We start from the raw sequence: 26994 nt of genomic DNA on the forward strand, positions 1-26994 counted from the left end.
CCGCGCACAACCACGCACCACCACGCACCACGCTGCGCCGGGACGCGGCGTCAGTCCTCGTGACCGAGTTGCAGGTCACGCTCGGTGCGCCCGCCGCCCGCGACCTGGAGGACAGTGGCCACCGGCGGGTACCCCGCCGCGATGACGGTGTACTCGCCGGTCGACAGGTCCACGAAACGGAACGCCCCGTCGGGCCCGGTCGTCAGGGTGTCGACGACATTGCCCGCCGCGTCGAGGAGCGTGACCCGGGCGTCCTCGACGGGCCGTCCGCCGCTCGCCCGTACGACGCCGCGCAGCACCGCACCCCCGGCCAGCTCGATGTCCTGCCGGGTCTCCCTGGCCGCTTGCACGCTGACCGGCAGCGCGGCGGGCCGGAAAGCGGGGGCGCTGGCGGCAAGGGTGTACTCTCCGGCCACCAACTCCGAGATCACATAGCCGCCTTCACGGCCGCTACGGGTGGACGCGACCACCTCGCCACGCACATCGGTGAGCGTGACGGCGGCATCCCGCACCGGGATCCCGTCGGCCGTGACGACAGTCCCGGCCAGCCGGCCCGCACCGCCGAGCACCACGTCGAGCTCGACGGGCCGCTCCCCGACGGTGACGCTGACGGCCTGCGGCTGGTGTCCTCCGGCCGCCGCGATGAGGACGTACGAACCGGAGCCGGGCACGCTCAGCGCGTACCGCCCGTCGTCGCCGCTCGCGCCGCGGCCGACCTGCTTCCCCTGGATGTCGATCAGGGTGAGGGCGGCGCGTGGGACCTTCGTACCGTCGGGGTGCTGGACGCAGCCGCACACCGGGACGCCCGACAGGTAGACGGGCGGTGGAGGGGCGTGGGTGGCGCGGGCGGCGGGGATGGGGGCGGCGGACTCGGCGGCTGCGGATTCGGGGCTGTGGTGGGACACCAGCGGTTTCTCCTTGAGGAAGAAGGCGATGACGAGGCCGAGTGCGAGCACCGGCACGAGGTAGAGGAAGATCCGCGGCATCGCGTCTGCGTACGCCTGGATGTAGCTGTCGCGAAGGGCCGGCTCCATGGCGTGGACCAGCTGCGGGGTGATCGACTCGGGGTCGGGGAGGTCGGCGCCGGACGGGAGGCGGACCGCGAGGGCGTCGGCGAGACGGCCCGCGAAGAGCGTCCCGAAGACGGCGGCGCCGACGCTGCCGCCGATCTGCCGGAAGTAGTTGTTCGCACTGGTGGCGGCGCCGAGGTCGGCGGGTGGTACGGAGTTCTGCACGGCAAGGACGAGCACCGGCATGATCAGGCCGATCCCGATGCCGAGGACGGCCTGCGCGATGCTGTATTCGACGCGTGGGGTGCCGGTTTCGAGACGGGAGAGAAGCCACATGCCGACGACCGAGATCGCACCGCCGAGGATCGGGTAGACGCGGTAGCGGCCGGTACGGGAGATCAGCTGGCCAGAGACGACGGACGCGCCGACGATGCCGCCCATCATCGGGAGCATCAGCAGCCCGGATTCGGTGGCGGTGGCGCCGTCGACCATCTGCAGGAACGTCGGCAGATAGCTGGCGGCGCCGAACAGGGCGACGCCGACGACCGCGCCGACGAGCGCGGTCACGTTGAAGATCGAGTCGCGGAACAGCCTCAGCGGGATCACGGGTTCGGGCGCGCGGCGCTCGACGACCAGGAAGAGGAGAGCCGTTCCGACGGCCCCGACGGCCAGCCCGAGGATGGTGCGCGAGCCCCAGGCGTACTCCGTACCGCCCCAACTGGTCAGCAGCACCACGCAGGTGGAGGCGGCGGCCAGCAGCAGCGCGCCGAGTACATCGAGCCGGGGCCGGACGGCGGGTTTGGGGAGTTTCAGTACGACGGTGATGACGGCCAGCGTGACCAGTCCGAACGGGACGTTGATGTAGAAGCACCAGCGCCAGGACGCGTGGTCGGTGAAGAAGCCGCCGAGCAGCGGTCCGGCAACGGACGCGAGACCGAAGGCGGCGCCGATCAGCCCCATGAAACGGCCGCGCTCGCGGGGCGGTACGACGTCCGCGATGATCGCCTGGACCCCGATCATGAGCCCGCCGCCGCCGATGCCCTGGACGGCGCGGAAGGCGATCAGCTCGTCCATGGTCCGGGACCAGCCGGCCAGCGCGGAGCCGACGACGAAGACGACGATGGCGAACTGGAAGACGCTCTTGCGGCCGAAGAGATCGCCGAGCTTGCCGTAGATCGGCAGCCCGATGGTGGAGGCGAGGAGATAGGCGGTGACGGCCCAGGACATCTTCTCCAGGCCGTGCAGCTCACCGACGATCTTCGGCAGGGCGGTGGCGACGATCATCTGGTCGAGCGCCGCGAGCAGCAGGGTGAGCATCAGTCCGAGGAAGACCAGCCGGATCCGGCGGGGGCTGATCTCCGCGGCGTCGGGACCCGGTGGGGACGAGGCTGGAGTCACCGCACCGGGCAGGGCGGCGGTCTGCACACCGTGCGGATCCGCGGTCGCCGCCTCGGCCTCGCCCTCCGCACCGTCCGGCTCGTCCTTCACCAGAGTGATTCCACCCGCCACGTGCCGCTCCCCTCGTCGCATCTGCGCCGCCCATTTCTCGCATTGCGCGACAAGGGAGGGCAAACGCGACGGGGGGCGCCGACGGCGCACTCGGGGGGCTTATCCCCCGGTGGGAGCCACTACGGCGCACAACCGACCGGCCGGGAAAACCACCCGAACCGGTGAGGCCGGTCAGCGCTGCACGAGGCTACTTCTCGACCTCGGTCGCAAGGTTCTGCAGCAGCTCGTCGTAGATGCGTCCAAGCCCCTTGGGCGCAAAGGTCTTCTCGAAGAATCCACCGATGCCGCCCGCGCCGTTCCAGACGGTCGAGACGACGGCCTTGGACCGGCCCTCGCCGGCCGGGGTGACGGTCCACGTGGTGACCATCGACGAGTTGCGGTCCTTCTCGATGAGCTGCCCGTCGGTCGGCTCGGTCACGTCGAGCAGGCAGTCGCGGACCCGCTTGCTGGTGGCCTGGAGCTTCCAGTGGACGAGGGTGCCCTCACCGTCACCGCCCTCGCGGACCTCGTACTCACTGAAGTGGCCGGGCAGGACCTTGCCCCGGACCTCCTGGTAGTCAGCCAGCGCGTCGAACACCGTCTCCGCGTCCGCCGCGATGATCCGCTCTGTCGTGGCCTCGACCTGCGCCATGGCTGTTCCTCCAGCACTCGGTTGTTCGGGGGTGTGCTGAGCCAATCACCTCCGGCACGCCGCTCAAAATCCGGGCCGGGACGAACGGGAGAAAACGATCAAGGGAACAAGTGTTCTATTCTCTCTCCAGTGCTACCGAGGAGGCGTCCATGCGCTGGGACAATCTGGTCGAAAACACCCGAGAGGCCGGAACGGGCACGCTCTTCGCCGCGGACGCGGTGACCACGCGCACCTTCGACACAGCCCCGACCCCGGGTATGACAGAGGTCGCGGCGCATGGCGGGGCGACGGCGACTGACCGGCGAGTATCGACAGGTGCCCGCGCACCGTCCGGGGTCAGTAGCGGTACGTGAAGGGGCACCTGCTACAGCGCATCAGGCCGTCTCGCACCACGATCGCGATTCCCGCCGCACCGCTGTGTGCCTGCGCCTTCATGACGTCCTTCTCCATCACGAGAATCCTCTTCACTACGAAATCCTCAAGGCCGCCACCGGAGCACTACTGGGCGCCCAGCACTACACCGTTTTTCCCATTTCTTCCATTATGTCCCCACCTCCCATTGCGCCCGCCTTCCCCATCGATCCCATCTCTCCCGTTCCACCCGTCCGTCCCGTTTTTGCCCGGCGGGCCGACGGGGCCGGGCGGACCGGGGGGACCGGAGCGACCTGGCGGACCGGACGGGCCGACCTCGACGCGGTGCGCCTGAAGGTCGACGTTCCGTGCCCGCATGTCGTCGATCTGCATTTGATGGGCGACAAGCGCGCCCGACTGCGCGACCAGCGCGGTGATCAGCGCGGCGCCAAGCACGAGGGGACGCCACTTACGCAGTATTTCGTTTACGCTTCTCACGTTACCCCTCACGCTACGTGACGGTAAGCGTAAATGGCGAGGAGCCAGACAAGGCGGACCTCCTCGTCGCGCGTCTATCCCAGAGCGAACCCGAAGGCCGCGAGCTTGTCGATCACCGCACGGAAGCGCTGAAGTCCGTCATCGAGGCAGGGACTAAGAGGAGCTCGCGGACTCGTTCCCGACGCGCGGCACACACGCCCGTCCGCGGGGTACCGGTGCTGGTTCCGCGGTTCGTCGTGTATTGCCGGCCGCAACCGCGAGGGCCCCGTCCTTGACGTCCCCATTGTGGCCCTGGGGCTCAACTGTGGCCCTGGGGGGCGGTTGGCGCTGGGTTGGCAACAGCATTTTGCCCGTCCTTGCCGTCCTTGCCGTCCTTGCCGTCCCTCCCAGGCCTCCCGTCCGCTCCAGGCCTTCCGTCCGTGCCGTTCTTCCCATCCGTCCCGTTCTTTCCTGCCGGGCCGGCGGGGCCGGGCGGACCAGATGGGCCTGGCGGGCCGGAGGGGCCGACCACGACGCGTTGCGCCTGGAGGTCGACGTGCCGTGCCCGCAGATTGTCGATCTGCATGTCCTGGGCGACAAGCGCAGCCGACTGCGCGACCAGCGTAGTGATCAGCACCGCACGGAGCACAAGGGGGCGCCGAGGTCTACGCAGCATTTCGTTTACGCTTCTCACATCATCCCTCACGCTGTGTGGCGGTGAAAGTGTAAATGCCCAGGCGTCGGAGAAGGTGGACCTCTTCGCGTGCCTGTTCCGGGACGACCCCGAAGGCCCCGAGTTGGTGGATCACCGCACGGAGGCGCTGGAGCTTCGGCTTGGAAGAAGAGGACGAGACCCTTGTGGGCCGTCCGTCTCGCCTTCCGTCTCATTCAGCCCCGTTCACGGCCGTTCAGGCGAGACCTCTAGCCGCCCCTCCAACAGTGGCCGCACGACACCGCCTCATCAACCGTGCCCCAGGTCCTTCAACTGGTCACAGCACCGTCGGGCTGCTGACGCTGATTCGCCCTTTGGCTCGTCAAACTCATGTAGGCGTGTCCCCCGCGCGCCCGCTGGTGGCGCACGGTGGAGCCCGGCACCCCGTCCCCCGAGCGCCGGCTGGACGTCGTGCGCACCCTGAGCGGGAACGGCATCGACTGCGGCGTGCTGATGGCACCCGTCATCCCGTTCCTCGGTGACCGGCCGGACCAGCTGCGGGCCACGGTCCGCGCGATCGCCGACGCCGGGGCGAGCTCGGTGACCCCGCTCGTCCTCCATCTGCGGCCCGGCGCCCGGGAGTGGTTCATGCAGTGGGTCGCGCAGCACCATCCCCAGCTGGTGCGGCGGTACCAGCAAATGTACGCGGACGGGGCGTACGCGCCCACCTGGTACCAGCGCACGATCACACGCCGGGTCCACGAGCTGGCGGCCGAGTTCGGCATCGGACCGGCGCGCCGCGGCGAGGCACGCCGGATCTCCGTCCAGCAGGAACGGCTCGACCGGCAGTCACCTCCGGGCGGTCCCGGGTCCACCCAGCTGACCGTTCCTAACCAGTGCGCATGAGTGAGTCCTGGACCCACTGTTGCGTACTGGGCGCATCCCGAACGGTGTTGGATGCGCTGGGTTCCCGCGTTCGCGTCCCGCTCGGCGACGGTCCTCCAGGGGGCCGGTCCGTGGTGGGTGGGCGGGTTCCCTCACACCCCCGGTGACCTGGTTCGGCCTGGGCGGTCCGATGCCCCGCACGATCACTCCGGTCGTGTGGGGGCGGTGCCGTCCTTCCCCAAGCTCTCAACTGCGTTCGAGCAGGGGATACCCCATCCCGGATCGGGTGTCCGAGGGCGCGTCGTCCGATCGCGATACCGGCGGCATCGTGACGGGACATCTTTCGGTGGGGGGTGGTCAGCGGTTTCTGCCAGTGCTGGGCACCCCACTGGGAGGTGTAGGCCGGGTCGACCGCGACGATCGCGAGGCCCCGTTCGGCCGCCATCGACACCAGCCGGGCCTTGAGCTTGCCGGTCGGGATGCCGGAGATGAGCCGCCGGAACCTTTTGCGGCGGCCGTGTTTCTCCCGGGTCTTCTCAGGCGCGAAGTCGAGGTCTTCGATGCCGATCGCGGCGACACCGACACGCACCGCCCAGTTGATCAGCCGGGTCAGCGCGTGGCGGAGCTGCGCGTCACGGTGACCGGCCGAACCGGACAGGTCGTAGGGGAAACGGTGCGGCTCATCGACCGGGTTGCCGTGCCGGTCGAGCCGGTAGGCGGCGAAGTGGTCGGCGTTGGTATCGACACCGATCATGCCCCGGGCGCGGGCAGTCTCCAACGGGATGGTCTTCACGGCGGGGCGTTGCCAGGATGCGGTCAGGTACCAGCGACCACGGCCCACGTCGAGGTGGATGCGGTAGGCGACGGCCCGATTCGCTTCGATGCGGTCGGCCCACTCCGCGCCCCGGTGCGCGAACGCCACGGTGGCGGTGAGGACGTACCGGCCGTGCCGGGCGTTGGCCAGGTGCGCGAGCGGGGCAGGCAGTTTGATGCTGACCTCGCCGTCCGGGGTGACGCGGATCGTTTCGTTCCCGAACCGTTTGCCCGACTCGCCGTCGGCGGCGATGAACCAGCGTTCCGCCTTCCAGCGTTGCCGCCACTGGTCCTCGGTGAGTTGGGCCTGGGTGAGGTGGTAGCGGGTGTTCAGGAGACGTTTACCGCCCCGTACCACCCGCACCCGTCCGGCCTGCCAGTCGGCGACGGCAGCAACGTGCCGCGCCTCCAGTGCCGCGAGGCGGCGGGACTTGCGGAACCACTCGCCCTTCGACCGGTAACCGCCCGCCGCCCGCTTCGTTCCGGGCGTCCCGATCGGGAGGGACAGGCGGTGCCGCAGCGTCTTGATCCCGGCCGCCAGGTTCTGGATGTGCGCTGCCTGGCAACGGCGTGCGAGCGCCCACTGATCGTGCGTGGCCTTGGTGATCGCACCCGCGATCCGCGACGACGACCGTGCCGTCAGCTCCCGCTTACGCGCCGCCCATGTCTGAGCGCTGTGATCGTGGCCGTCCGCACAGCGTTCCTTGAGATCACGCGAGCTCAGACGGCCTTGGTGCTCACCGACCGCACGCAGCACCATCTCGTCCTGGGAGGTGAGGCGCTTGAGCCGGTCCCGGATCGCCACCCCGCAGGGCCCGGGCACCACGAAGGGCACGGCCAACTTCCGCAGACCACCCACCACATCACCCCCTCCCTCAAGGCCGAACACCTGCCACCCAGCCCAACGAGCAACAGCCACCAAGGTCACCCATTCGGCCCCAGAACCCCCGTTCCCACCCACCGCGAATACACCGCCACGACTCACTCCCGCACGCCACCACTCCCTTCGGCTCAGTAAACCGACAGCAGCTCGCAACCCTTCTCTGAGCATCCGTCACCACCCCGGCAAACGGGTCAACTCTCACCCGATCATGTCCTTCCGTGTCCGAATGTGGGGAGCATGCGGCGGGGGCTGTGCCACACGCAGCCGCATTCCCTCCACCACGGGAGGCCATATGACGAATCGTTCAGGAATTCTGATCGCCGTCGGCGCGACGGTCGCCGGTCTGGTGACCGCCGTGCCGTCCCCGGCGGCCGCCACCGGCGTCGCACCGCATGCCGCGCCACTCCGCTGGACCGGCTGCGGCACCAAGGTGTATCCGAATCTGCAGTGCTCAAAGGTCAGTACGCCGCTCAATCATGACGACCCGTCGGGCCGACGGATCACTCTCGCCCTGTCCCGGATCCCGCACACCGCGAAGACTTCGCAGGGCCCGCTGATCGTCAACCCCGGGGGTCCCGGCGGCAGCGGACTGGCCATGGCCGGGTTCGTGGCCTCCTCGCTCCCGAAGGACGTCGCCGCGCAGTACGACGTGATCGGGTTCGACCCGCGCGGGGTCGGGCAGAGCTCCCCGGCGCTGGACTGCGTACCCAAGTACTTCAAGCCGCTGCGGCCCGACTCGGTGCCGCAGACCCTCGCCGACGAGCGCACCCGCCGCGACCGGGCGCGCAACTTCGCGGAGGAGTGCGGCAGGAAGTACCCCGATCTGCTGCCGTACATGGACACGGTCAGCGCCGCCAAGGACCTCGATGTGATCCGGCAGGCCACCGGCGCCCCGAAGATCAACTACTTCGGGTACTCGTACGGGACGTACCTGGGCGCGGTGTACGCGAAGCTGTTCCCGCAGCGGGTGCGGCGGCTGGTGCTCGACTCGAACGTCGACCCGGACGGGGTCTGGTACGAGGACAACATCGGTCAGAACTACGCGTTCGACGCCCGCCAGAAGGCGTTCGCCGCGTGGGTGGCGAAGCACGACGAGACGTACCGGCTCGGCAACGACCCGGCGCGGGTCGAGGCGGCCTGGTACCGGATGCGCGACGCGTTGCGGAAACAGCCCGCGGGCAAGAAGGTCGGTCCGAGCGAGCTGGAGGACACCTTCCTGCCGGGCGGCTACTACAACGGGTACTGGCCCTTCCTGGCCGACGCGTTCGCCGCGTACGTGAACCACAAGGACCAGGACGCGCTCGTCGCCGCGTACGACCGGCTCGGTGCCGTCGACGCGAAGGGCGACAACGGCTACTCCGTCTACCTGGCCGTGCAGTGCCGCGACTCCCGGTGGCCGCTGAGCTGGAACACCTGGCGCAACGACAGCTGGAAGGTGCACGCCAAAGCACCCTTCTACGCCTGGAGCAACACCTGGTACAACGCACCGTGCGCCTCCTGGCCGGTGGAGCCGCTGAATCCGGTGGGGGTCTCGAACCACGCGCTCCCGCCGGTGCTGCTCTTCCAGGCCACGGAGGACGCGGCCACACCGTACGCGGGCGGGGTCACCCTGCACCGGCGGCTCCGCGGCTCCAGCCTGGTCGTCGAGCAGGGCGGCGGCAACCACGGTGTCACGCTGAGCGGCAACGCATGCCTGGACAAGTACCTGACGGACTATCTCGCCAAGGGCACCGTCCCGCGCGGCCACGGCAGCCTCGCGGACGCGGATGCGGTCTGCCCGACGTCGCCCGACCCGAAGCCGCTGACCGCCGAGGCGGCGAAGGTGAAGTCGGCGAAGCGCGCGGACAGCAGCGGCAGCACCTTGCACGGGCTGCTCGGCTTCCACGGCTGACAGGAGGTCACTGCGCGCCCCGTGACCCGATCGCACGCCCTCGGGGGCGTACGCCACCATGGTCCGCATGACGACACGGCCGACCTCCGCGTACGCCCCCGACCCGTCCGTCCGGTCCATGACCGTCGACGACTGCGAGGCCGTCGCCACGGTCCGGGTGCGCGGCTGGCAGGCCGCGTACGCCGGGTTGATCCCGCAGGCATATCTGAACGCGATGAACATCGCCGAGGACGCGCAGCGACGGCGCGGTTTCTTCGCCGAGCGCAACACGGTCGTCAATGTGGTGGCCGAGCGGCCGGGCCGGGGTGTGATCGGCTGGGCCTGTTACGGCCCGTACCGCGCGGACGGCAGCCGGCTCGCCCGCGCCGAGCTGTAGGCCATCTACGTGCTGCCCGAGCACCTCGGGACCGGGGTGGGCCGCGCCCTGATGACGGAGATCCTGGCTCGCTCCACCGCGGACGGGTTCCCCGATCTGGCGCTCTGGGTCCTCAAGGAGAACGCGCCGGCCCGCCGCTTCTACGAGCGTGCGGGCTTCGCGCCGGACGGCGTCGAGGAACCTTTCCGGGTCGGCGGCGTTCTCGTGCCCGAGATGCGTTACGTACGCCCCCTCAGCCCGTCGGCAGCCGGCTGATCGCCTCCTCGGCGGCGCCGCCGAGCCTCGGGTGCGGCAGCGCCGCCTCCAGGACCGGGCGGGCCTGCGCGTCGCCGAGCTGCCCCAGACCCTCCACACAGGCCAGCGCGACCCGCCAGTGCGGCTCGTCCGGCGCCAGCAGCCGCTCCAGGGTGCTGATCAGCGCCGGGACGGACTCGGGGGCCCGCAGGGCGGTGAGCAGGCGGACCGGGTGCAGGGCGTACGCGGTGCGCAGGGTGTTCGTCGCGAGCGCGGCGGCGGCACGCGGGGTGCGGGGGTCGCCCAGGCGCACCAGGGCGTGGGCCGCGGAGACGCAGCGCTCCGGGTCGCGGTGGTTGAGCAGCAGAACCAGTGCTTCGAAGGCCCGTCGGTCCCCGCCGCAGCCGAGCCGGAACGCGGCGATCTCACGCGCCCAGAGCGGGCGCTCCCGTTCGACGAGGACCCGGGCCAGTTCCTCGTCGTCGTCGGTGGCGAGCAGCCTGCGGTAGGCCGCCGACTCCCCCGCCTCGTCCGCCAGCCGGTCGGTCAGCGACCGGAACTCCTCGTCCATGACCCTGAGGGTATCGGCGGCCACGGTGAGTGTGAGCCGGCGCACAGCGACTCGGGGCTGGCGCGCTCGTTACTCGCCGGTTAATCTCATGTGAGCGGGACACACTCCCCGCCGACTCCAGTGGCCTGGTGACGCAGCCACTCGGAGTGCTTGTCGGTTCGGCAGCTTTGTGAGACGCGACTCCGGGACAGAGTCGGTCACCCCCTTTCCCGTCCGGGCGTGCCTCCCGCACCTCCGGCCAGGAACACCTCGACACGCAATTCCCGCACGCCATGCGCTGGTTGGACCCTTTCGGTCCCAGCTGATCCGTGCGCGCCGTGCGCCCACTCAGTCGTCACTCATTCTCTGGAGTCCCGTGATGGACACCCCTCTCTCCACCATCGCCGTCGTCGGTCTCGGCACCATGGGCATCGGCATCGCCGAGGTCCTGGCCCGGGCCGGCCGCGAGGTCATCGGTATCGACGTCAGCGACGCGGCCGCCCGTCAGGCCGTCGCCGCCCTGGAGGCCTCCACCGCCCGCGCCGTGAAGAAGGAGCGGATCACCGAGGGGGAGCGCCTGGACGTGCTCGCCCGGTTCCGTACCTTCTCCGACCTGCAGGCCGTGGCGGACGCGCAGCTCGTCATCGAGGTCGTTCCCGAGTCGTACGAGATCAAGCAGCAGCTCTTCCGTGAGCTCGACGCGATCGTCTCCCCCACCACGATCCTGGCGACCGGCACGAACGCCCTGTCGGTGACCCGGCTCGCGGCCGAGTCGCAGCACCCCGAGCGCGTGCTGGGCCTGCACTTCTTCAACCCGGCGCCCGCGATGAAGCTGGTCGAGGTGGTCTCCTCGGTGCTGACCGCGCCGCCGGCCGTCGAGGCGGTCACGGAGCTCGCCCGCGAGCTCGGCAAGGAACCGGTTGCGGTGGGCGACCGGCCGGGCTTCGTCGCCGACGGGCTCCTCTTCGGCTACCTCAACCAGGCCGCCGCGATGTACGAGGCGAACTACGCCTCCCGTGAGGACATCGACGCTGCCATGAAGCTGGGCTGCGGCCTGCCGATGGGCCCCCTCGCGCTGCTCGACCTGATCGGCGTCGACACCGCCCGTACCGTCCTGGAGGCGATGTACTCCGCGTCGCACGACCGGCTGCACGCCCCCGCTCCGATCCTCAAGCAGCTCAGCGAGGCCGGTCTGACCGGTCGCAAGGCGGGCCGTGGCTTCTACACGTACGTGGCGCCGGGCAGCCAGACCGTGGTGCCGGACGCGCAGACGCCGCTGGAGAGCGCCGGAGCGGAGGCCGGGCGCACGGTCCGGTCGGTGGGCGTCGCGGGCTCCGGGGCGATGGCCTCGGGCATGGCGGAGGTCTTTGCAAAGGGCGGTTACGACGTGGTGCTCGCCGCGCGCAGCCAGGAGAAGGCGGACACCGCGAAGGGGAGGATCGCCAAGTCGCTGGAGCGTTCGGTCACCAAGGGGCGGCTGACGGCGCAGGCGCGGGACGAGACCCTGGGCCGGATCACCGCTGCCGGTTCGCTGGACTCGTTCGCCGATGTCGACCTCGCGGTCGAGGCGGTCGCCGAGGACCTCACGGTCAAGCAGCAGCTGTTCGGCACGCTGGACAAGATCTGCAAGCCGGGCGCGGTGCTCGCCACCACCACGTCGTCGCTGCCGGTCGTGGCGTGCGCGCGGGCGACCTCGCGTCCGCAGGACGTCATCGGGATGCACTTCTTCAACCCGGCGCCCGCGATGAAGCTCGTCGAGGTCGTCCGTACGGTGCTGACGGCGGACGACGTCCACGCAACCGTCCGTGAGGTGTGCGGGAAGATCCGCAAGCACCCGGTGGACTGCGGGGACCGTGCCGGGTTCATCGTGAACGCGCTGCTGTTCCCGTACCTCAACAACGCGATCAAGATGGTCGAGGAGCACTACGCGACCCTCGACGACATCGACGCCGCGATGAAGCTGGGCGGCGGCTACCCGATGGGCCCGTTCGAGCTCCTGGACGTCGTGGGGCTCGATGTCTCGCTCGCCATCGAGAAGGTGCTGCACGGCGAGTTCCGCGACCCGGGCCTGGCCCCGGCGCCGCTGCTGGAACACCTGGTGGCCGCCGGCTGCCTCGGCCGCAAGACGGGGCGCGGCTTCCGCGAATATGCCCGGCGCTGAGGACCGGCAGGTGTCCGAACGGCGGACCGGTGCTCCGGCCGGGCGTGAGCGCCCGGCCGGGGCACCACCGGCGGCTCCCGGGCCGGGAGCCGGATGGGGAGGGCTGCTCGATCCGCCCGCGCAGCCTGCGACGCGGGACGTACGGCCGGGCGGTCCGCCCCCGCAGGCGCGCTCTCCTGCGCTGATGCAGTACGTTCACACCATGTCCCAGTCCGCCAGGTCCCCCCGTGTCTCCGCCGCGCCCGACGCCCCGGAGAGTGCCGCAGGAACGCGCGCCGCCGCCCAGCGCCTCAAAATGCGACGCGAACTGGCCGCTGCGGCGATGGAGCTCTTCGCCACGAAGGGGTACGAGGCCACCACGGTCGACGAGATCGCGGGCGCCGCGGGAGTCGCCCGGCGGACCTTTTTCCGGCACTTCCGCTCCAAGGAAGAGGCGATCTTCCCCGACCACGACGACACCCTCGTCCGGGCCGAGGCCGTCCTCAATGCCGCCCCTGCGCACGAGCACCCGCTCGACACCGTCTGCCGCGGCATCAAAGAAGTCATGAAGATGTACGCGGCCAAGCCCGCCGTCTCGGTGGCCCGCTACAAGCTGACCCGTGAGGTCCCCACGCTGCGGGAGGCCGAGATCGCCTCGGTGGCCCGTTACGAGCGGCTGTTCACGCGCTATCTGCTGGGCCACTTCGACGAGCGCGACCACCATGTCGGCAACGACGACCCGCTGCTGGCGGAGGTCGCGGCGTCGGCCGTCGTCACCGCGCACAACCATGTGCTGCGTCGCTGGCTGAGGGCGGGCGGCCAGGGCGATGTGGAGGCCCAGCTCGACCACGCCTTCGCGATCGTCCGGGACACGTTCGGGACGGGCATCGGGGCCGGGCGCATCGCCGGGACCGAACCGACGCCGGCGCCCGCCGCTTCGGTGAGCACCGAGGGCGAGGTGCTCGTCGCGGTGGCGCGGACGGACGCACCGCTCGACGAAGTGATGCGCACGATCCAGCAGGCGCTCAAGGACCGCTGAGCGGGGGCCTGTTGGCCGGCCGCTCCACCGTCGCCGGACGAGCTCGCAGCCGAGCCCGTCCGGCGTTCGCGCGTCCGGGCGGAGAAACCCGGTTGCCGCGCCCGTACCGCCGTGTTCCGGTGGGCGGATGACTCACGACCGCGACATCCTGCTGACTCTCTTCGACCGCGAGTTGCGCGAGCACGCCCGCCCCGACGGACCCGGCGTCCGCGTCGAGCGCACCGCCGATGTCGTACGGCAGGCCGGGGCGGCCGACGACTGGAACGGTGTCGTCTGGTCGTCCCCCGGTCTGGACGCCGTACGGGCGGATGCGGCGATCGCCGAGCAGGTGGAGCACTTCACCGCGCTCGGCCACGAAGCGTTCGAATGGAAGCTGTACGCGCACGACCGGCCGGCCGACCTGGGGCAGCGGCTGGTGCGCGCCGGCTTCGTCGCACAGCCGCCGGAAACCCTCCTGGTCGCCCCCGTCGCGGACCTCCCGACGGCCGTGGAGCTCCCCGAGGGGGTCACGCTGCGCACGGTGACGGATGCGGCCGGTGTGGAGCTGATGGCCGCGGCCCACGAGCGGGCGTTCGGCTCCGACGGGTCGCGGCTGCGGCACCAGGTGCTGGCGCGGCTGGCCGCGGCCCCCGACAGCTTCGTCGGGGTGCTGGCCATCGTGGGCGACGAGCCGGTGAGCTCGGCCCGGATGGAGCTGTACCCGGGCACCGGCTTTGCGGGGCTCTGGGGCGGCGGGACCGTGGAGCCGTGGCGCGGGAGGGGCATCTACCGGGCGCTGGTCGCGTACCGTGCCCGCATCGCCGCCGAGCGTGGCTTCCGGTATCTGCAGGTCGACGCGACCGACCTGAGCAGACCGATCCTCCAGCGGCTCGGTTTCCGTGTCCTGACCACCACCACGCCGTATGTGTACCGGCGCCCGGCCTGACCGGACTCAGCGGGACAGAGCGGCGCGAAACAGCCCCGTCGTTGCTCATGCGTGCCCAGCGGATGACAACTGAGAGAAATTGTTGGCACCGAGTGCCTTGCCAGGTGTCACGGAGTGCCATACGTTGAAGTTGTCCGGGCGGCCGGCGTGCAGAGATCTCACGCACGCCGGCTGTCCCCGCAAGCCATGTGCCTGCGCGCCCGGGCGCCTGCGTCACAGGCAAACCCTTCTGCTCCACCAGAGCAAGCCGAAGCTTTACCAGCCGAACCGACGGCAGCACCTCCACACCGCACCGCACCCCCCGTTGGCAGGGACCCTCAAGCGTCCCTCGACGCATTCCCCAAGCTCTCGGCTCCGCTCGAGCAGGGGAGACCCCATCCCGGAGGCACACCGTGAAGGAAATCCTGGACGCGATCCAATCGCAGGACAGCACCGCCGCAGATTTCGCGGCCCTGTCCATCCCTGAGTCGTACCGCGCGGTGACCGTGCACAAGGACGAGACGGAGATGTTCGCCGGGCTCGCCACGCGCGACAAGGACCCCCGCAAGTCGCTGCACCTCGACGAGGTGCCGGTTCCGGAGCTCGGGCCCGGGGAGGCGCTGGTCGCCGTCATGGCCAGCTCGGTGAACTACAACTCCGTCTGGACCTCGATCTTCGAGCCGCTCTCCACCTTCGGGTTCCTGGAGCGCTACGGAAAGCTCAGCGAACTCACCAAGCGCCACGACCTGCCGTACCACGTCATCGGCTCCGACCTGGCGGGCGTCGTCCTGCGCACCGGCCCCGGCGTCAACGCCTGGCACCCGGGCGACGAGGTCGTCGCGCACTGCCTCTCGGTCGAACTGGAGTCCTCGGACGGCCACAACGACACGATGCTCGACCCCGAGCAGCGGATCTGGGGCTTCGAGACCAACTTCGGCGGCCTCGCCGAGATCGCGCTCGTCAAGTCCAACCAGCTGATGCCGAAGCCGCAGCACCTCAGCTGGGAGGAGGCCGCGGCTCCGGGCCTGGTCAACTCCACCGCCTACCGCCAGCTCGTCTCGCGCAACGGCGCCGGCATGAAGCAGGGCGACAACGTGCTGATCTGGGGCGCCAGCGGCGGACTCGGTTCATACGCCACGCAGTTCGCGCTGGCCGGTGGCGCCAACCCGATCTGTGTCGTCTCCAGCGAGCAGAAGGCCGACATCTGCCGGAAGATGGGCGCAGAGGCGATCATCGACCGCAACGCCGAGGGCTACAGGTTCTGGAAGGACGAGCACAACCAGGACCCTCGCGAGTGGAAGCGGTTCGGCAAGCGCATCCGTGAGCTGACCGGCGGCGAGGACGTCGACATCGTCTTCGAGCACCCGGGCCGCGAGACGTTCGGCGCCTCGGTGTACGTGACCCGCAAGGGCGGCACGATCGTCACCTGCGCCTCGACCTCGGGCTACAACCACGAGTACGACAACCGCTACCTGTGGATGTCGCTGAAGAAGATCGTGGGCTCGCACTTCGCCAACTACCGCGAGGCGTGGGAGGCCAACCGGCTGGTCGCCAAGGGCAAGATCCACCCGACGCTGTCGAAGGTCTACTCCCTGGAGGAGACCGGCCAGGCCGCGTACGACGTGCACCGCAACCTGCACCAGGGCAAGGTCGGCGTCCTCGCGCTGGCCCCGCGCGAGGGTCTGGGTGTGCGCAACGAGGAGCTGCGCGAGCAGCACATCGACGCCATCAACCGCTTCAGGAATGTCTGACATGACGGGCCGCCGGAAGGACCGCCCGTGGCTCATGCGGACGTACGCCGGTCACTCGACCGCCGAGGCGTCCAACGCGCTCTACCGGCGCAACCTCGCCAAGGGCCAGACGGGTCTGTCGGTCGCCTTCGACCTGCCGACCCAGACGGGTTACGACCCCGACCACATCCTCGCCCGCGGCGAGGTCGGCCGGGTCGGCGTGCCCGTCTCGCACCTCGGTGACATGCGGCGGCTGTTCCAGGACATCCCACTGGAACAGATGAACACCTCGATGACGATCAACGCCACCGCGATGTGGCTGCTGGCGCTCTATCAGGTGGTCGCCGAGGAGCAGGGCGCCGACGCCACGAAGCTCCAGGGCACCACGCAGAACGACATCGTCAAGGAGTACCTCTCGCGCGGGACGCATGTCTTCCCGCCCGGTCCCTCGCTGCGGCTGACCACCGACATGATCACGTACACGGTCAACCGCATCCCGAAGTGGAACCCGATCAACATCTGCAGCTACCACTTGCAGGAGGCGGGGGCCACTCCGGTCCAGGAGATCGCGTACGCCATGTCGACGGCGATCGCCGTGCTCGACGCGGTCCGTGACTCCGGGCAGGTGCCCGAGGAGAAGTTCGGCGATGTCGTCGCCCGCATCTCCTTCTTCGTGAACGCCGGCGTCCGCTTCATCGAGGAGATGTGCAAGATGCGCGCCTTCGGCCGCATCTGGGACCAGGTCACCCGCGAGCGGTACGGCATCACCGACGCCAAGCAGCGCCGCTTCCGCTACGGCGTCCAGGTCAACTCCCTCGGACTGACCGAGGCGCAGCCGGAGAACAACGTCCAGCGCATCGTCCTGGAGATGCTGGCCGTGACCCTCTCCAAGGACGCCCGCGCCCGGGCCGTGCAGTTGCCCGCGTGGAACGAGGCGCTGGGTCTCCCCCGGCCCTGGGACCAGCAGTGGTCGCTGCGCATCCAGCAGGTACTCGCGCACGAGAGCGATCTGCTGGAGTACGAGGACATCTTCGCCGGATCGCATGTGATCGAGGCCAAGGTCGACTCCCTGGTCACCGAGTCCCTCGCGGAGATCGACCGGATCCAGCAGATGGGCGGCGCGATGGCGGCCGTCGAGTCCGGCTATCTGAAGTCGGAGCTGGTCTCCTCGCACGCGCAGCGGCGGGCCCGGATCGAGGGCGGCGAGGAGAAGATCGTCGGCGTCAACATCTACGAGACGACCGAGCCGAACCCGCTCACGGCGGACCTCGACGGCGCGATCATGACGGTCGACCCCGCCAATGAGGCAAGGGTGGTCTCGGCGCTTCACGAGTGGCGCGACAACCGTGACGAGGCGCGCGCCTCCGAGGCTCTCGCGGCGCTGAAGAAGGCCGCGGCCGGCACCGAGAACATGATGGAAGCGACCGTGGAGTGCGCCCGCGCGGGTGTCACCACCGGCGAGTGGTCCTGGGCGCTGCGCGACGTGTTCGGCGAGTTCCGTGCCCCGACGGGCGTCTCGTCCGCCCCGGTCGCCGTCACCGCGGAGGCCGGCACGCCGCTCGCTCTCGTACGGGAGAAGGTCGCGCGCACCGCCGAGGACCTCGGCGCCGGACGGCTGCGGCTGCTGGTCGGCAAGCCGGGCCTGGACGGGCACTCCAACGGCGCCGAGCAGATCGCCGTACGGGCCCGTGACGCCGGGTTCGAGGTCGTCTACCAGGGGATCAGGCTGACCCCCGAACAGATCGTCTCGGCGGCGCTCGCCGAGGACGTGCACTGCGTCGGTCTGTCGATCCTGTCCGGCTCGCACGCCGCGCTCGTGCCGGACGTACTGAACCGGCTGCGCGAGGCCGGCGCGAACGACATCCCGGTGATCGCGGGCGGGATCATTCCGCCCGCCGACGCCGCCGTGCTGATCGAGGCGGGCGTCGCCGCCGTTTTCACCCCGAAGGACTTCGGCATCACGGAGATCATCGGCCGTATCGTCGACGAGATCCGGAAAGCGAACAAGCTCGACCCTCTGGAGGTCCCCGCATGACCCAGCCTGCCCACCCGTCTCCCGCCACCACACTTCCGGGGAGCGGCTCCGCCGCGCACCTCCCGAACCGTCTGCGCCCGCGTCGCTCCTGCCTGGCTGTGCCGGGCTCGAACCCGCGCTTCCTGGAGAAGGCCCAGGGTCTCCCGGCCGACCAGGTCTTCCTGGACCTCGAGGACGCCTGCGCCCCGCTTGCCAAGGAGGGCGCCCGGCACCACATCGTCGACGCGCTGAACAACGGCGACTGGACGGGCAAGACCCGGGTCGTCCGCGTGAATGACTGGACGACGCACTGGACGTACCGCGACGTGATCACGGTCGTCGAGGGCGCCGGCCAGAACCTCGACTGCATCATGCTGCCGAAGGTGCAGGACGCCCAGCAGGTCGTCGCGCTCGACCTCCTGCTGACCCAGATCGAGAAGACGATGGGCTTCGAGGTCGGGAAGATCGGCATCGAGGCGCAGATCGAGAACGCCAAGGGCCTGGTGAACATCGACGACATCGCCGCCGCCTCGCCGCGCCTGGAGACGCTGATCTTCGGCCCGGCCGACTTCATGGCGTCGATCAACATGAAGACCCTGGTCGTCGGTCAGCAGCCGCCCGGCTACGGCGCGGACGCGTACCACTACATCCTGATGCGCATTCTGATGGCGGCCCGTACGCACGACCTCCAGGCGATCGACGGCCCCTTCCTGCAGATCCGTGACGTGGACGCGTACCGCGAGGTCGCAGGCCGTGCGGCGGCGCTGGGCTTCGACGGCAAGTGGGTGCTGCACCCCGGTCAGGTCGACGCGGCCAACGAGGTGTTCTCGCCCTCGCAGGAGGACTACGACCACGCCGAGCTGATCCTCGACGCATACGAGTGGTGCACCTCGGAAGAGGGCGGCAAGAAGGGTTCGGCGATGCTCGGCGACGAGATGATCGACGAGGCCAGCCGGAAGATGGCGCTCGTCATCGCGGGCAAGGGCCGCGCGGCCGGTATGCAGCGCACCTCCAAGTTCGAAGCGCCGGAGGCCTGATCATGCAGTTCGGACGTACCTATGAGGAGTTCGAGGTCGGTGCGGTGTACAAGCACTGGCCCGGAAAGACGGTCACCGAGTATGACGACCACCTTTTCTGCCTGCTGACCATGAATCATCACCCGCTGCACATGGACAGCAACTACGCGGAGAAGACGACCGATTTCGGCAAGAACGTTGTAGTGGGCAACTACATCTACTCGTTGCTGCTCGGCATGTCCGTGCCGGACGTCTCCGGAAAGGCGATCGCCAACCTGGAGGTCGAGTCGCTGAAGCATGTCGCGCCGACCTTCCACGGCGACACGATCTACGGCGAGACGACTGTCCTCGACAAGACTCCGTCAAAGTCCAAGAGTGACCGCGGAATCGTCTATGTGGAGACCAAGGGGTACAAGCAGGACGGGACGCTCGTCTGCGTGTTCCGGCGCAAGGTGATGGTCCCCACCGAGACGTACATCAAGGAGCGCGGCGGCGAGCAGCCCGGCCGCCCGGAGCTGAACCAGCCTTCGCAGAAGAACGTGGAGAAGTAGCCATGACGCGACTCGCCCAGACCGCCGGTCTGAACGACATCCAGCAGGAAATCCTCTCCACGGTCCGGGATTTCGTCGACAAGGAGATCATTCCTGTCGCGACCCAGCTGGAGCACCGCGACGAGTACCCGACGGAGATCGTCGAGGGGCTCAAGGAACTGGGCCTGTTCGGGCTGATGATTCCCGAGGAGTACGGGGGTCTGGGTGAGTCGCTTCTCACATACGCGCTCTGCGTGGAGGAAATCGCCCGCGGCTGGATGAGCGTGTCGGGAATCATCAACACGCACTTCATCGTGGCGTACATGCTCAAGCAGCACGGCACCCAGGAGCAGAAGGACACGTTCCTGCCCCGCATGGCGCTGGGCGAGGTCCGGGGCGCGTTCTCGATGTCCGAGCCGGCACTGGGCTCCGACGTCTCCGCGATCACCTCCAAGGGCGTCAGGGACGGCGACGAGTACGTCCTGAACGGCCAGAAGATGTGGCTGACGAACGGCGGCACGTCCTCGCTCGTCGCCGTACTGTGCCGGAGTGACGAAGGCCACCCCGAGGGCACGGCCCCGCACAAGTCGATGACGACCTTCCTGGTGGAGAAGGAGCCGGGCTTCGGCGAGGTCCAGCCGGGGCTCACCATCCCCGGAAAGATCGACAAGATGGGTTACAAGGGCGTCGACACGACCGAACTCATCATGGACGGACTGCGCATTCCGGCCAATCGTGTACTCGGTGGCACCACCGGCCGCGGGTTTTACCAAATGATGGACGGCGTCGAAGTCGGCCGGGTAAATGTGGCTGCGCGTGGTTGCGGTGTCGCGCAGCGTGCATTCGAACTGGGTGTCTCCTACGCTCAGCAGCGCCACACCTTCGGAAAGCCGATCGCCCAGCACCAGGCCATCCAGTTCAAGCTGGCCGAAATGGCCACCAAGGTCGAAGCCGCCCATGCAATGATGGTCAATGCGGCACGCAAAAAGGACTCCGGGGAGCGAAATGACCTGGAGGCAGGGATGGCGAAGTACCTCGCCTCCGAGTACTGCAAGGAAGTCGTCGAGGACGCCTTCCGCATCCACGGCGGCTACGGCTTCTCCAAGGAGTACGAGATCGAGCGCCTCTACCGGGAGGCCCCGATGCTGCTGATCGGTGAAGGTACCGCCGAAATCCAGAAAATGATCATTGGGCGCCGACTCCTCGAGGAGTACCGGTTCCAGGGCTGATTGTCCCCTTCAAGGTGATTTGGCCGCGAAGAAGATCACACCCTGTCATCCTCAGCCGGTGCCTTCCAGCCGTCCGACTCGGCTGCTGGCTTGCCCAGTTGCGGCTCGCAACCGATAGCATCGCCGGAAAAGCCGCCGTCCCCCGTTGCCAGCGCGGCCTCATCCGCTACGAAGGTCATCCATGCCCGACAGCCAAACCTCTGCATCACGCGGCGGAGTCCGCCTTGCGCGCGGAGCTTCGCCGTGGCTCCTCCCGACCGTCGCCACCGCGGCGCTCAGCCTCACCCGGGCCCGCAAGTCCGGACGCTGGGCCGCCGTGGCCGTGCCCACCACCGCCCTCGCGGCGGGCATGCTGTGGTTCTTCCGCGACCCCGAGCGCGAGATCACCCAGGGCCGAGTCATCTCTCCTGCCGACGGCGTGGTGCAGAGCATCATGCCGTGGAAGGACGGACGCACCCGCGTCGCGATCTTCATGAGCCCGCTGAATGTCCACGTCAACCGCGCGCCCCTGGCCGGCACGGTGACATCGGTCGAGCACATCCCCGGTGGGTTCGTCCCGGCATTCAACAAGGAGAGCGAGAACAACGAGCGCGTTGTCTGGCACTTCGACACCGAGCTCGGCGACATCGAGATGGTGCAGATCGCGGGCGCGGTTGCCCGTCGCATCGTCCCGTACCTCCCGCAGGGCACAAAGGTGGAGCAGGGCGAGCGCATCGGCCTGATCCGCTTCGGCTCCCGGGTCGACATCTACCTTCCGGAAGGTATCGATGTCGCGGTCGAGGTCGGCCAGGCCACCACCGCGGGGGTGACTCGAATTGACCGTGATTGATCCCGACACACAGGCCGGCTGGGTGCCGGAGAGCGAGTGTGAGGACGACACCGAGGACATGCCGCTCTCTCTGCGGCTGTCGATAGCGGACACCCTTACTCTCGGTAACGCCACGTGCGGTTTCATGGCGGTGTACTTCACCACCACGGGAATCCTCATCCCGCACCTCACGGGCAGCGATGAGAGCGGCATGGCCCGGCACTCCGCGGCCACCGCCGTGATCCTGATGCTCCTCGCCGCGGTCTTCGACCTCTTCGACGGGCTGGTGGCGCGCAAGCTCCGCTCCTCGCCGATGGGCGCGGAGCTGGACAACCTCTCGGACCTGATCAGCTTCGGCCTGGCCCCGGCGTACTTCGTGCTGGTGTACGGCATGGTCGCGGACGACGCATACCAGCGGGTGTCGGCGCTCGCGGCGATCGTCGTCCTGCTGGCCGTGGTGCTGAGACTGGCCAGATTCTCGTGCGTGACCATGAAGGACGGCATGTTCCAGGGCATGCCGAGCCCCTTCGGAGCGCTCACGGTCGTCTCGATCGTGCTCCTGGAGCTGCCCTTCGTACCGACGCTGCTCGCGATCATCGGGGTGGCGTGGCTGATGGTCAGCCGGGTCGAGTACCCGAAGCCGCGGGGAGTCCTCGCGGTGGCGATGCTCAGCTGGATCGTGGCCGCGATGGGTCTGCTCGCCGCATGGGCGTTCGACGCCCCCGGCGGTCACCTGCTCCTGCAGACCGGCTGCGCGCTGCAGGTGGTCCTGGGAGCGGTCATCCCGCTCTTCGCGACGGCGCGGCGGGTGAACACCTTCCGCGACAACCGGCGCGAGGCCCGGGCGGCTCAGCTGCCCTAGGGCCGCGCGGCGAAGCCGCACAGAACGTACGACGAGGGCCCGGGTGCTTCCCCAGCACCCGGGCCCTCTCGCATGTCCGGCCGGGCAGCCGCTACGCGCGCTGCGCGCGGACCCAGCGGGCGGCGAGCAGGACGGCGATGTCGTCGGGGCGGTCGGGCTCCCGTCTCGCCTCCCTGATCACCAGGTCCGCCATGCCGGCGAGGGACGGCGCATCGGCTGCCTCGATGATGCCGCGCAGCCGCTCGACTCCGTCGTCGATGTCGGCCCCCGCCTGCTCGACCAGTCCGTCGGTGTAGAGCGCCAGGATCGCGCCCGGGAGCAGCCGCAGGCTGCTGACGGGATAGGTGGCGTCGGGGGTGACGCCGAGCACCACCCCGCCAGGGAGTTCCAGGACCTCGGTCGTGCCGTCGGGGTGGCGGAGCAGGGGCTGCGGGTGCCCGGCCCGGACGAACTGCGTCCGACCGGTGGCGGGGTCGAGGACGATGTAGCAGCAGCTGGCGATCTGGCCCGGGTCGAGGTCGATGAGCAGCCGGTTGGTGCCGCTCATCACTTCCTGCGGGTCGTGCCCGCTGAGCGCGAAGGCGCGTACGGCGCTGCGGAGTTGGCCCATCGTCGCCGCAGCGGCGACGCCGTGCCCCTGGACGTCCCCGATGACCAGGGCCAGCCCCCGGTCGGTCTCGATGACGTCGTACCAGTCGCCGCCGATGTCCATGCCCTGGGTGCCGGGGAGGTACCGCCCCGCGGTGTCGACCTGGTCGAGTACGGGCAGGCGGTGCGGCAGCAGGGCGTTCTGCAGGCCGCGGGCCACGGCGGACTCGGTGTCGTACCGCTGGGCTCGTTTGAGGGCCTGGGCGATGAGTCCGGCGAGCGCGGTGAGAACCGTGCGTTCCTCGGGGCTGAAGCCGCGCGGCTGGTCGAAGCCGAGGATGCAGGAGCCGACGGGCCGCCCGGAGGCGATGAGCGGCAGGAAGGCGCGGGCGCCGACGTTCGCGTCCAGGGGTATGCCGGGGTAGGCGGAGGCCAGGCGCTGCATGGATTCGAAGAAGATGGGGCGGCCGGAGGTGAGCGTCTCGACGCCGGGCAGATGGGCGTCGAGCGCGACGCCGTCGAAGCGGTTCAGGAAGCCGTGCGGGAAGCCGGTCTCCCAGGCCAGGTAGAGGTGGCGCTCGTGCAGCAGGTAGATCGCCAGCTGCCTGCCGCCGAACGCGGGGAGCAGCTCCTGGGTGACCACTGCGGACACCTGGCGGGCGGTGACGGCCTCCGTCAGCGCGATCGCGAGGGCGACGGGACGGTACACCTCGGCCGAGCCCTCCAGCGGGGAACCCAGGACCTCGCCCGGTCCGGCGGCGTCCGGCGGGAAGGAGGGCTCTTCCGTGGCGGTGAGTGCGGCGGTCACGCCGTCGTGGCCCGGGTACAGGGACACCGCCAGCCAGTCCCGCTCGGTGCGGCGCGCGAGGAAGTGCACGGGTTCGTGGGACAGCAGTGTGGCCCGGAAGTGGTCCTCGTAGGCGGGATGCCCGAACCACGGCAGTGCCTCCCACAGGAGGCTTCCGACCAGCTCGACCCGCTGCCGGCCGAGCAGCTCCTCCGCCAGCTGGTTGACGTAGGTGATCCGTCCGAGCCGGTCGAGCGAGAAGATGCCGCGCGGGAGCCGGTCGGCGGCCTCGGCGATGACCGGTCCGACCCCGAGGTCCACCAGGAATCCGGTCAGCGTCCCGGCCGTGCTGCTGCGCGGTGGCTGGGCCCAGCGGCTGGAGAGTTCCAGGAGGTTGGTCCGGCCGTCGGGGCCGCGCAGCCGCATCCTGCGTACGAGCGGTCCGCCCGCGATCGCCGCCTGGCGGGCGAGGGTCCACAGTCCGTACACGTCCTCCGGTGCCAGCAGTGCCATCAGGGCGTCGATGGTGCCCGGGAACCGCGTGGGCTCGGTGCCGAGGATCCCGCACAGCTCCGCGTCGGCGTCGACGGCACCGGTTTCGAGGTTCCAGTGGAAGTGCCCGATCCGTACCGGTGGCATGGTGACGGAGGGTAGCTGCACGGAGACCGGCTCGCCGTCCCATACGACCTTGGTGCCCCCGGCCGCCAGTCCGGCGAGCTCCGCGCCGAGCCGCTGGGCGACGTCGCGGAGCGCGCGCCGGTCGGCGTGCGAGACGGGTTTGCCGGGGGTGGCCGGGCGCAGCACCACGAGGACGCCGAACTTCTCCCGGCCGCCGAAGACGGGCACGTACAGCGAACCGAACGGGAACGGCATGCCCGCCATCAGCTGCGGGAACCGGCGCATGCCCTCCTCGACGTCGGCGAGGTGGACGGGCTTCCCCGAGCGGTACACCTCGGCCACGGGGAAGGGCCGGTTCACATGCATGCGCCACCAGGGGCGGAACAGCTGGGTCGGAAGCCCCGCGAGCACGGAGAGGCGCAGCAGCTCGGGGTAACGGGAGCACAGATATATGCCGCCGGCATACCCACCGGCGGACTCAATCGCGCTCACTGCGGCCTGCGCGAGCACCAGGGACAATTCGTCCGGCACCCCGCCGCCGCTCGCCCTCCCCGGCGCCGCCACCTTCTCGGGCGGAGGGTACGGGGGCAGGCCGTACGAGGTCACACAGCCAGGATGCGCCCCGGCCGGCCTGCGGCGCACCTCGGTGCCCCGGGCGGGAAGGATGCGCAAGGCGGGGGCCGCCGGACGGGTGGGGCACCGGTCCGGCGGCCGCCGCAGCTACTTCTTCGGCGTGTACGAGTTGGCTGCCGCTGCCGCCTCGGCGGGGCGGACCACCTTCGGGCCGCCGGGCGTCCCGGCGTCCGGCTTCATGATCACGCTCTCCCGGGTGGACGGCGCCGTCGGGTCCGAGAAGTTGTGCGACATCCCGAAGTCCTTCCCGAACGCCGTGATGGTCAGCAGGGTCTTGTCGACGCCCTCACGGGTGAGGTCCTTCGCCGCGCAGGCCTTCGTCAGCGCCTCGCCGTAGAGGGACGCGGCGGTGTATCCGGCGATGACGCCGTTGTCGAGGCCGTCCTTCGGGTATTGCGCCGCGTACTCCTTCGGGTATTGCGCCGCGTACTCCTTGGCGAGCTTCGCCGGGCCCGCACCCGGGTCGCCGATCGGGCGGGGTGAGGCCGCCGCGAGCGGGGTCTCCCCGAGACTCGGATCATGGCAGACCGCGCCTACTGACGCCGCCCGGTCCCGAACGGTGCAGCCCTCCGAGGCATCGGAGAGGGGCGGGGAGAGCGGTGAGGGCGGGGACGGATCCGGAACGGGCCCGCCTCGGGCGCCCCACCCCGCCCGCGGCGGCCTCACCCCGCCCGATCTGCTCGACTCACCTCAGCTGGGCACGGGCTCTGCTCACGACAGGAAGTCGCGCGCGATCCCCTCCGCCACCCGTTCCAGCAGTGGTCCCGCCTGCGCCATGCACACGGCAGGGTCCGGCTCCAGGTCCGTGAGCGCGTACGCGCGCCGGATACCCGCATGTCCCAGAGCCTCCGGGGGCAGCGCAAGGCGGCCGCAGACCGCCACCACCTCCAGGCCCACCGCGCGGGCCGCCGCCGCGACGCCCACCGGAGCCTTGCCGTGCAGGGTCTGCTCGTCGAGGGAGCCCTCCCCCGTGATCACCAGCGTGGCGCGGGCCAGCGCCGGGGCGAAGCCGAGGACGTCGAGCATGACCTCGATGCCGGGGCGGAACCGGGCTCCGAGAGCGACGAGCGCCCCGTACCCGATGCCGCCTGCCGCACCCGCCCCGGGCAGTTTCGCGTGGTCCGGGCCCAGGACGGACGCGTAGTGGGTGAGTGCCGCGTCGAGGGTCGCGATGTCGTCCTCGGTCGCGCCCTTCTGCCGCCCATAAACCTCTGGGGCGCCCTTGGGGCCGGTCAGCGGGTTGTCCACGTCGCTGGCGAGGATCAGGTCCACGTCGGCCAGCCGCGGGTCGAGGCCGGTCAGATCCGCCTCGGCCAGCGCCGCAAGGCCACCGCCCCCGGGGCCGACGGGCTTGCCGTCCGCATCGAGGAAGCGGGCGCCGAGTGCGGCGAGCATGCCCGCGCCGCCGTCCGTCGTGGCACTGCCGCCGACCCCGAACACAATGGTCCGGGCCCCCGCGTCCAGCGCCGCGGCCAGCAGCTCGCCGGAGCCGTACGTCGTGGCCGTCAGGGGGGCGAACACCCCCGCCGGAAGGTGCTGGAGGCCGGAGGCCTCGGCCATCTCCACCACCGCGGTGGTGCCCCGCAGGGCGTACGCCGCGGTCACGGTCTCCCCGCGCGGCCCGGTCACCCGCGCCTCGCGTCGCTCGAATCCGGCGGCCACCGCCGCCGCCACCGTGCCGTCGCCGCCGTCCGCCACAGGCAGGGTCTCGACCTGCACCTGGGGTACGACGCGCCGCAGCCCGGCCGTCACCCGCTCCGCGACCTGTACCGCCGTGAGCGAGCCCTTGAACTTGTCCGCCGCGACGAGCACGCGGGCGGTCTCCATCACTGCT

18 protein-coding genes and 3 pseudogenes are annotated in these 26994 nt (G+C 70.0%); 13 read left to right on the forward strand and 8 right to left on the reverse strand.

What is annotated here, in order from left to right; translation table 11 throughout:
* Positions 1-50: 50 nt before the first annotated feature.
* From OG972_RS08005 to OG972_RS08015, 3 genes are all read right to left on the reverse strand, one after another.
* Positions 51-2519, reverse strand: coding sequence for an MFS transporter (locus OG972_RS08005; RefSeq protein ID WP_266979573.1), 2469 nt, complete (start codon positions 2517-2519; stop codon positions 51-53).
* A 187-nt stretch (positions 2520-2706) separates the two neighbouring features.
* Positions 2707-3150 (reverse strand): SRPBCC family protein, encoded by a 444-nt coding sequence (locus tag OG972_RS08010; protein ID WP_266979575.1) that lies wholly within the window; start codon positions 3148-3150, stop codon positions 2707-2709.
* Between the two features lie 336 nt (positions 3151-3486).
* The gene (locus OG972_RS08015; protein WP_266979577.1) at positions 3487-3618 is read right to left on the reverse strand and encodes a hypothetical protein; all 132 of its coding nucleotides are present in this window, start codon (positions 3616-3618) and stop codon (positions 3487-3489) included.
* 1356 nt (positions 3619-4974) lie between these two features.
* Here OG972_RS08015 and OG972_RS08020 point away from each other — a divergent pair.
* Positions 4975-5536: pseudogene (locus tag OG972_RS08020) on the forward strand (radical SAM protein); the annotation flags it as partial.
* Here OG972_RS08020 and OG972_RS08025 read toward each other — a convergent pair.
* On the reverse strand, positions 5520-7187 hold the full coding sequence (locus tag OG972_RS08025; RefSeq protein WP_266979579.1) for a transposase: 1668 nt from the start codon (positions 7185-7187) through the stop codon (positions 5520-5522). The pseudogene OG972_RS08020 and the gene OG972_RS08025 overlap by 17 nt on opposite strands.
* Before the next feature lie 316 nt (positions 7188-7503).
* Between OG972_RS08025 and OG972_RS08030 the strand changes: the two genes are divergently transcribed.
* Both OG972_RS08030 and OG972_RS08035 read left to right on the forward strand, forming a co-directional pair.
* On the forward strand, positions 7504-9102 hold the full coding sequence (locus OG972_RS08030) for an alpha/beta hydrolase (protein ID WP_266979581.1): 1599 nt from the start codon (positions 7504-7506) through the stop codon (positions 9100-9102).
* 67 nt (positions 9103-9169) lie between these two features.
* Positions 9170-9733, forward strand: a pseudogene (locus OG972_RS08035) (N-acetyltransferase family protein).
* Here the strand turns inward: OG972_RS08035 and OG972_RS08040 are convergent.
* Positions 9711-10283, reverse strand: coding sequence for an adenylosuccinate lyase (locus OG972_RS08040; protein ID WP_266979583.1), 573 nt, complete (start codon positions 10281-10283; stop codon positions 9711-9713). The pseudogene OG972_RS08035 and the gene OG972_RS08040 overlap by 23 nt on opposite strands.
* Positions 10284-10641: 358 nt before the next feature.
* Here OG972_RS08040 and OG972_RS08045 point away from each other — a divergent pair, with 358 nt between their 5' ends.
* From OG972_RS08045 to pssA, 10 genes are all read left to right on the forward strand, one after another.
* Positions 10642-12423, forward strand: a complete 1782-nt coding sequence (locus tag OG972_RS08045) for a 3-hydroxyacyl-CoA dehydrogenase family protein (protein ID WP_266979585.1) — start codon at positions 10642-10644, stop codon at positions 12421-12423.
* A gap of 202 nt (positions 12424-12625) precedes the next feature.
* Entirely contained in the window at positions 12626-13441 is an 816-nt protein-coding gene (locus OG972_RS08050; RefSeq protein ID WP_266979587.1) for a TetR family transcriptional regulator, read from the forward strand.
* 127 nt (positions 13442-13568) lie between these two features.
* Positions 13569-14366, forward strand: coding sequence for a GNAT family N-acetyltransferase (locus tag OG972_RS08055; RefSeq protein WP_266979589.1), 798 nt, complete (start codon positions 13569-13571; stop codon positions 14364-14366).
* Between the two features lie 392 nt (positions 14367-14758).
* The gene (gene ccrA, locus OG972_RS08060; RefSeq protein WP_266979592.1) at positions 14759-16096 is read left to right on the forward strand and encodes a crotonyl-CoA carboxylase/reductase; all 1338 of its coding nucleotides are present in this window, start codon (positions 14759-14761) and stop codon (positions 16094-16096) included.
* Position 16097: 1 nt separating this feature from the next.
* Positions 16098-18110, forward strand: coding sequence for a protein meaA (locus OG972_RS08065; RefSeq protein WP_266979594.1), 2013 nt, complete (start codon positions 16098-16100; stop codon positions 18108-18110).
* Complete coding sequence (locus OG972_RS08070) at positions 18107-19126, forward strand: CoA ester lyase (RefSeq protein ID WP_229846017.1); 1020 nt, start codon at positions 18107-18109, stop codon at positions 19124-19126. Before OG972_RS08065 ends, OG972_RS08070 begins: the two co-directional genes overlap by 4 nt.
* Positions 19127-19128: 2 nt before the next feature.
* A complete protein-coding gene (locus OG972_RS08075) occupies positions 19129-19656 on the forward strand; it encodes a MaoC family dehydratase (protein WP_030916550.1) in 528 nt (175 codons plus the stop codon).
* 2 nt (positions 19657-19658) lie between these two features.
* Entirely contained in the window at positions 19659-20864 is a 1206-nt protein-coding gene (locus OG972_RS08080) for an acyl-CoA dehydrogenase family protein (protein ID WP_266979601.1), read from the forward strand.
* A 181-nt stretch (positions 20865-21045) separates the two neighbouring features.
* Positions 21046-21693 carry a phosphatidylserine decarboxylase gene (locus OG972_RS08085; protein ID WP_266979603.1) on the forward strand — a complete coding sequence of 216 codons (648 nt, stop codon included), beginning with the start codon at positions 21046-21048 and terminating at the stop codon, positions 21691-21693.
* Positions 21694-21715: 22 nt separating this feature from the next.
* Positions 21716-22534: a CDP-diacylglycerol--serine O-phosphatidyltransferase gene (gene pssA / locus OG972_RS08090; protein ID WP_266990338.1), complete on the forward strand. Its 819-nt coding sequence runs from the start codon at positions 21716-21718 to the stop codon at positions 22532-22534.
* A 91-nt stretch (positions 22535-22625) separates the two neighbouring features.
* On the opposite strand, the gene OG972_RS08095 is transcribed toward pssA, so the two are convergent.
* The 3 genes and pseudogenes from OG972_RS08095 to OG972_RS08105 all read right to left on the reverse strand — a co-directional run bounded on the left by OG972_RS08095 (position 22626) and on the right by OG972_RS08105 (position 26987).
* Positions 22626-25091 carry a SpoIIE family protein phosphatase gene (locus tag OG972_RS08095; RefSeq protein ID WP_266990340.1) on the reverse strand — a complete coding sequence of 822 codons (2466 nt, stop codon included), beginning with the start codon at positions 25089-25091 and terminating at the stop codon, positions 22626-22628.
* Positions 25092-25247: 156 nt separating this feature from the next.
* Positions 25248-25649, reverse strand: a pseudogene (locus tag OG972_RS08100) (ABC transporter substrate-binding protein); the annotation flags it as partial.
* Between the two features lie 222 nt (positions 25650-25871).
* On the reverse strand, positions 25872-26987 hold the full coding sequence (locus OG972_RS08105; RefSeq protein ID WP_266990342.1) for a glycerate kinase: 1116 nt from the start codon (positions 26985-26987) through the stop codon (positions 25872-25874).
* Between the last annotated feature and the right edge of the window lie 7 nt (positions 26988-26994).

Origin of the sequence: Streptomyces sp. NBC_01669 (assembly GCF_026339735.1) — a bacterium.
Taxonomy (GTDB): Bacteria; Actinomycetota; Actinomycetes; order Streptomycetales; family Streptomycetaceae; genus Streptomyces; species Streptomyces yanii.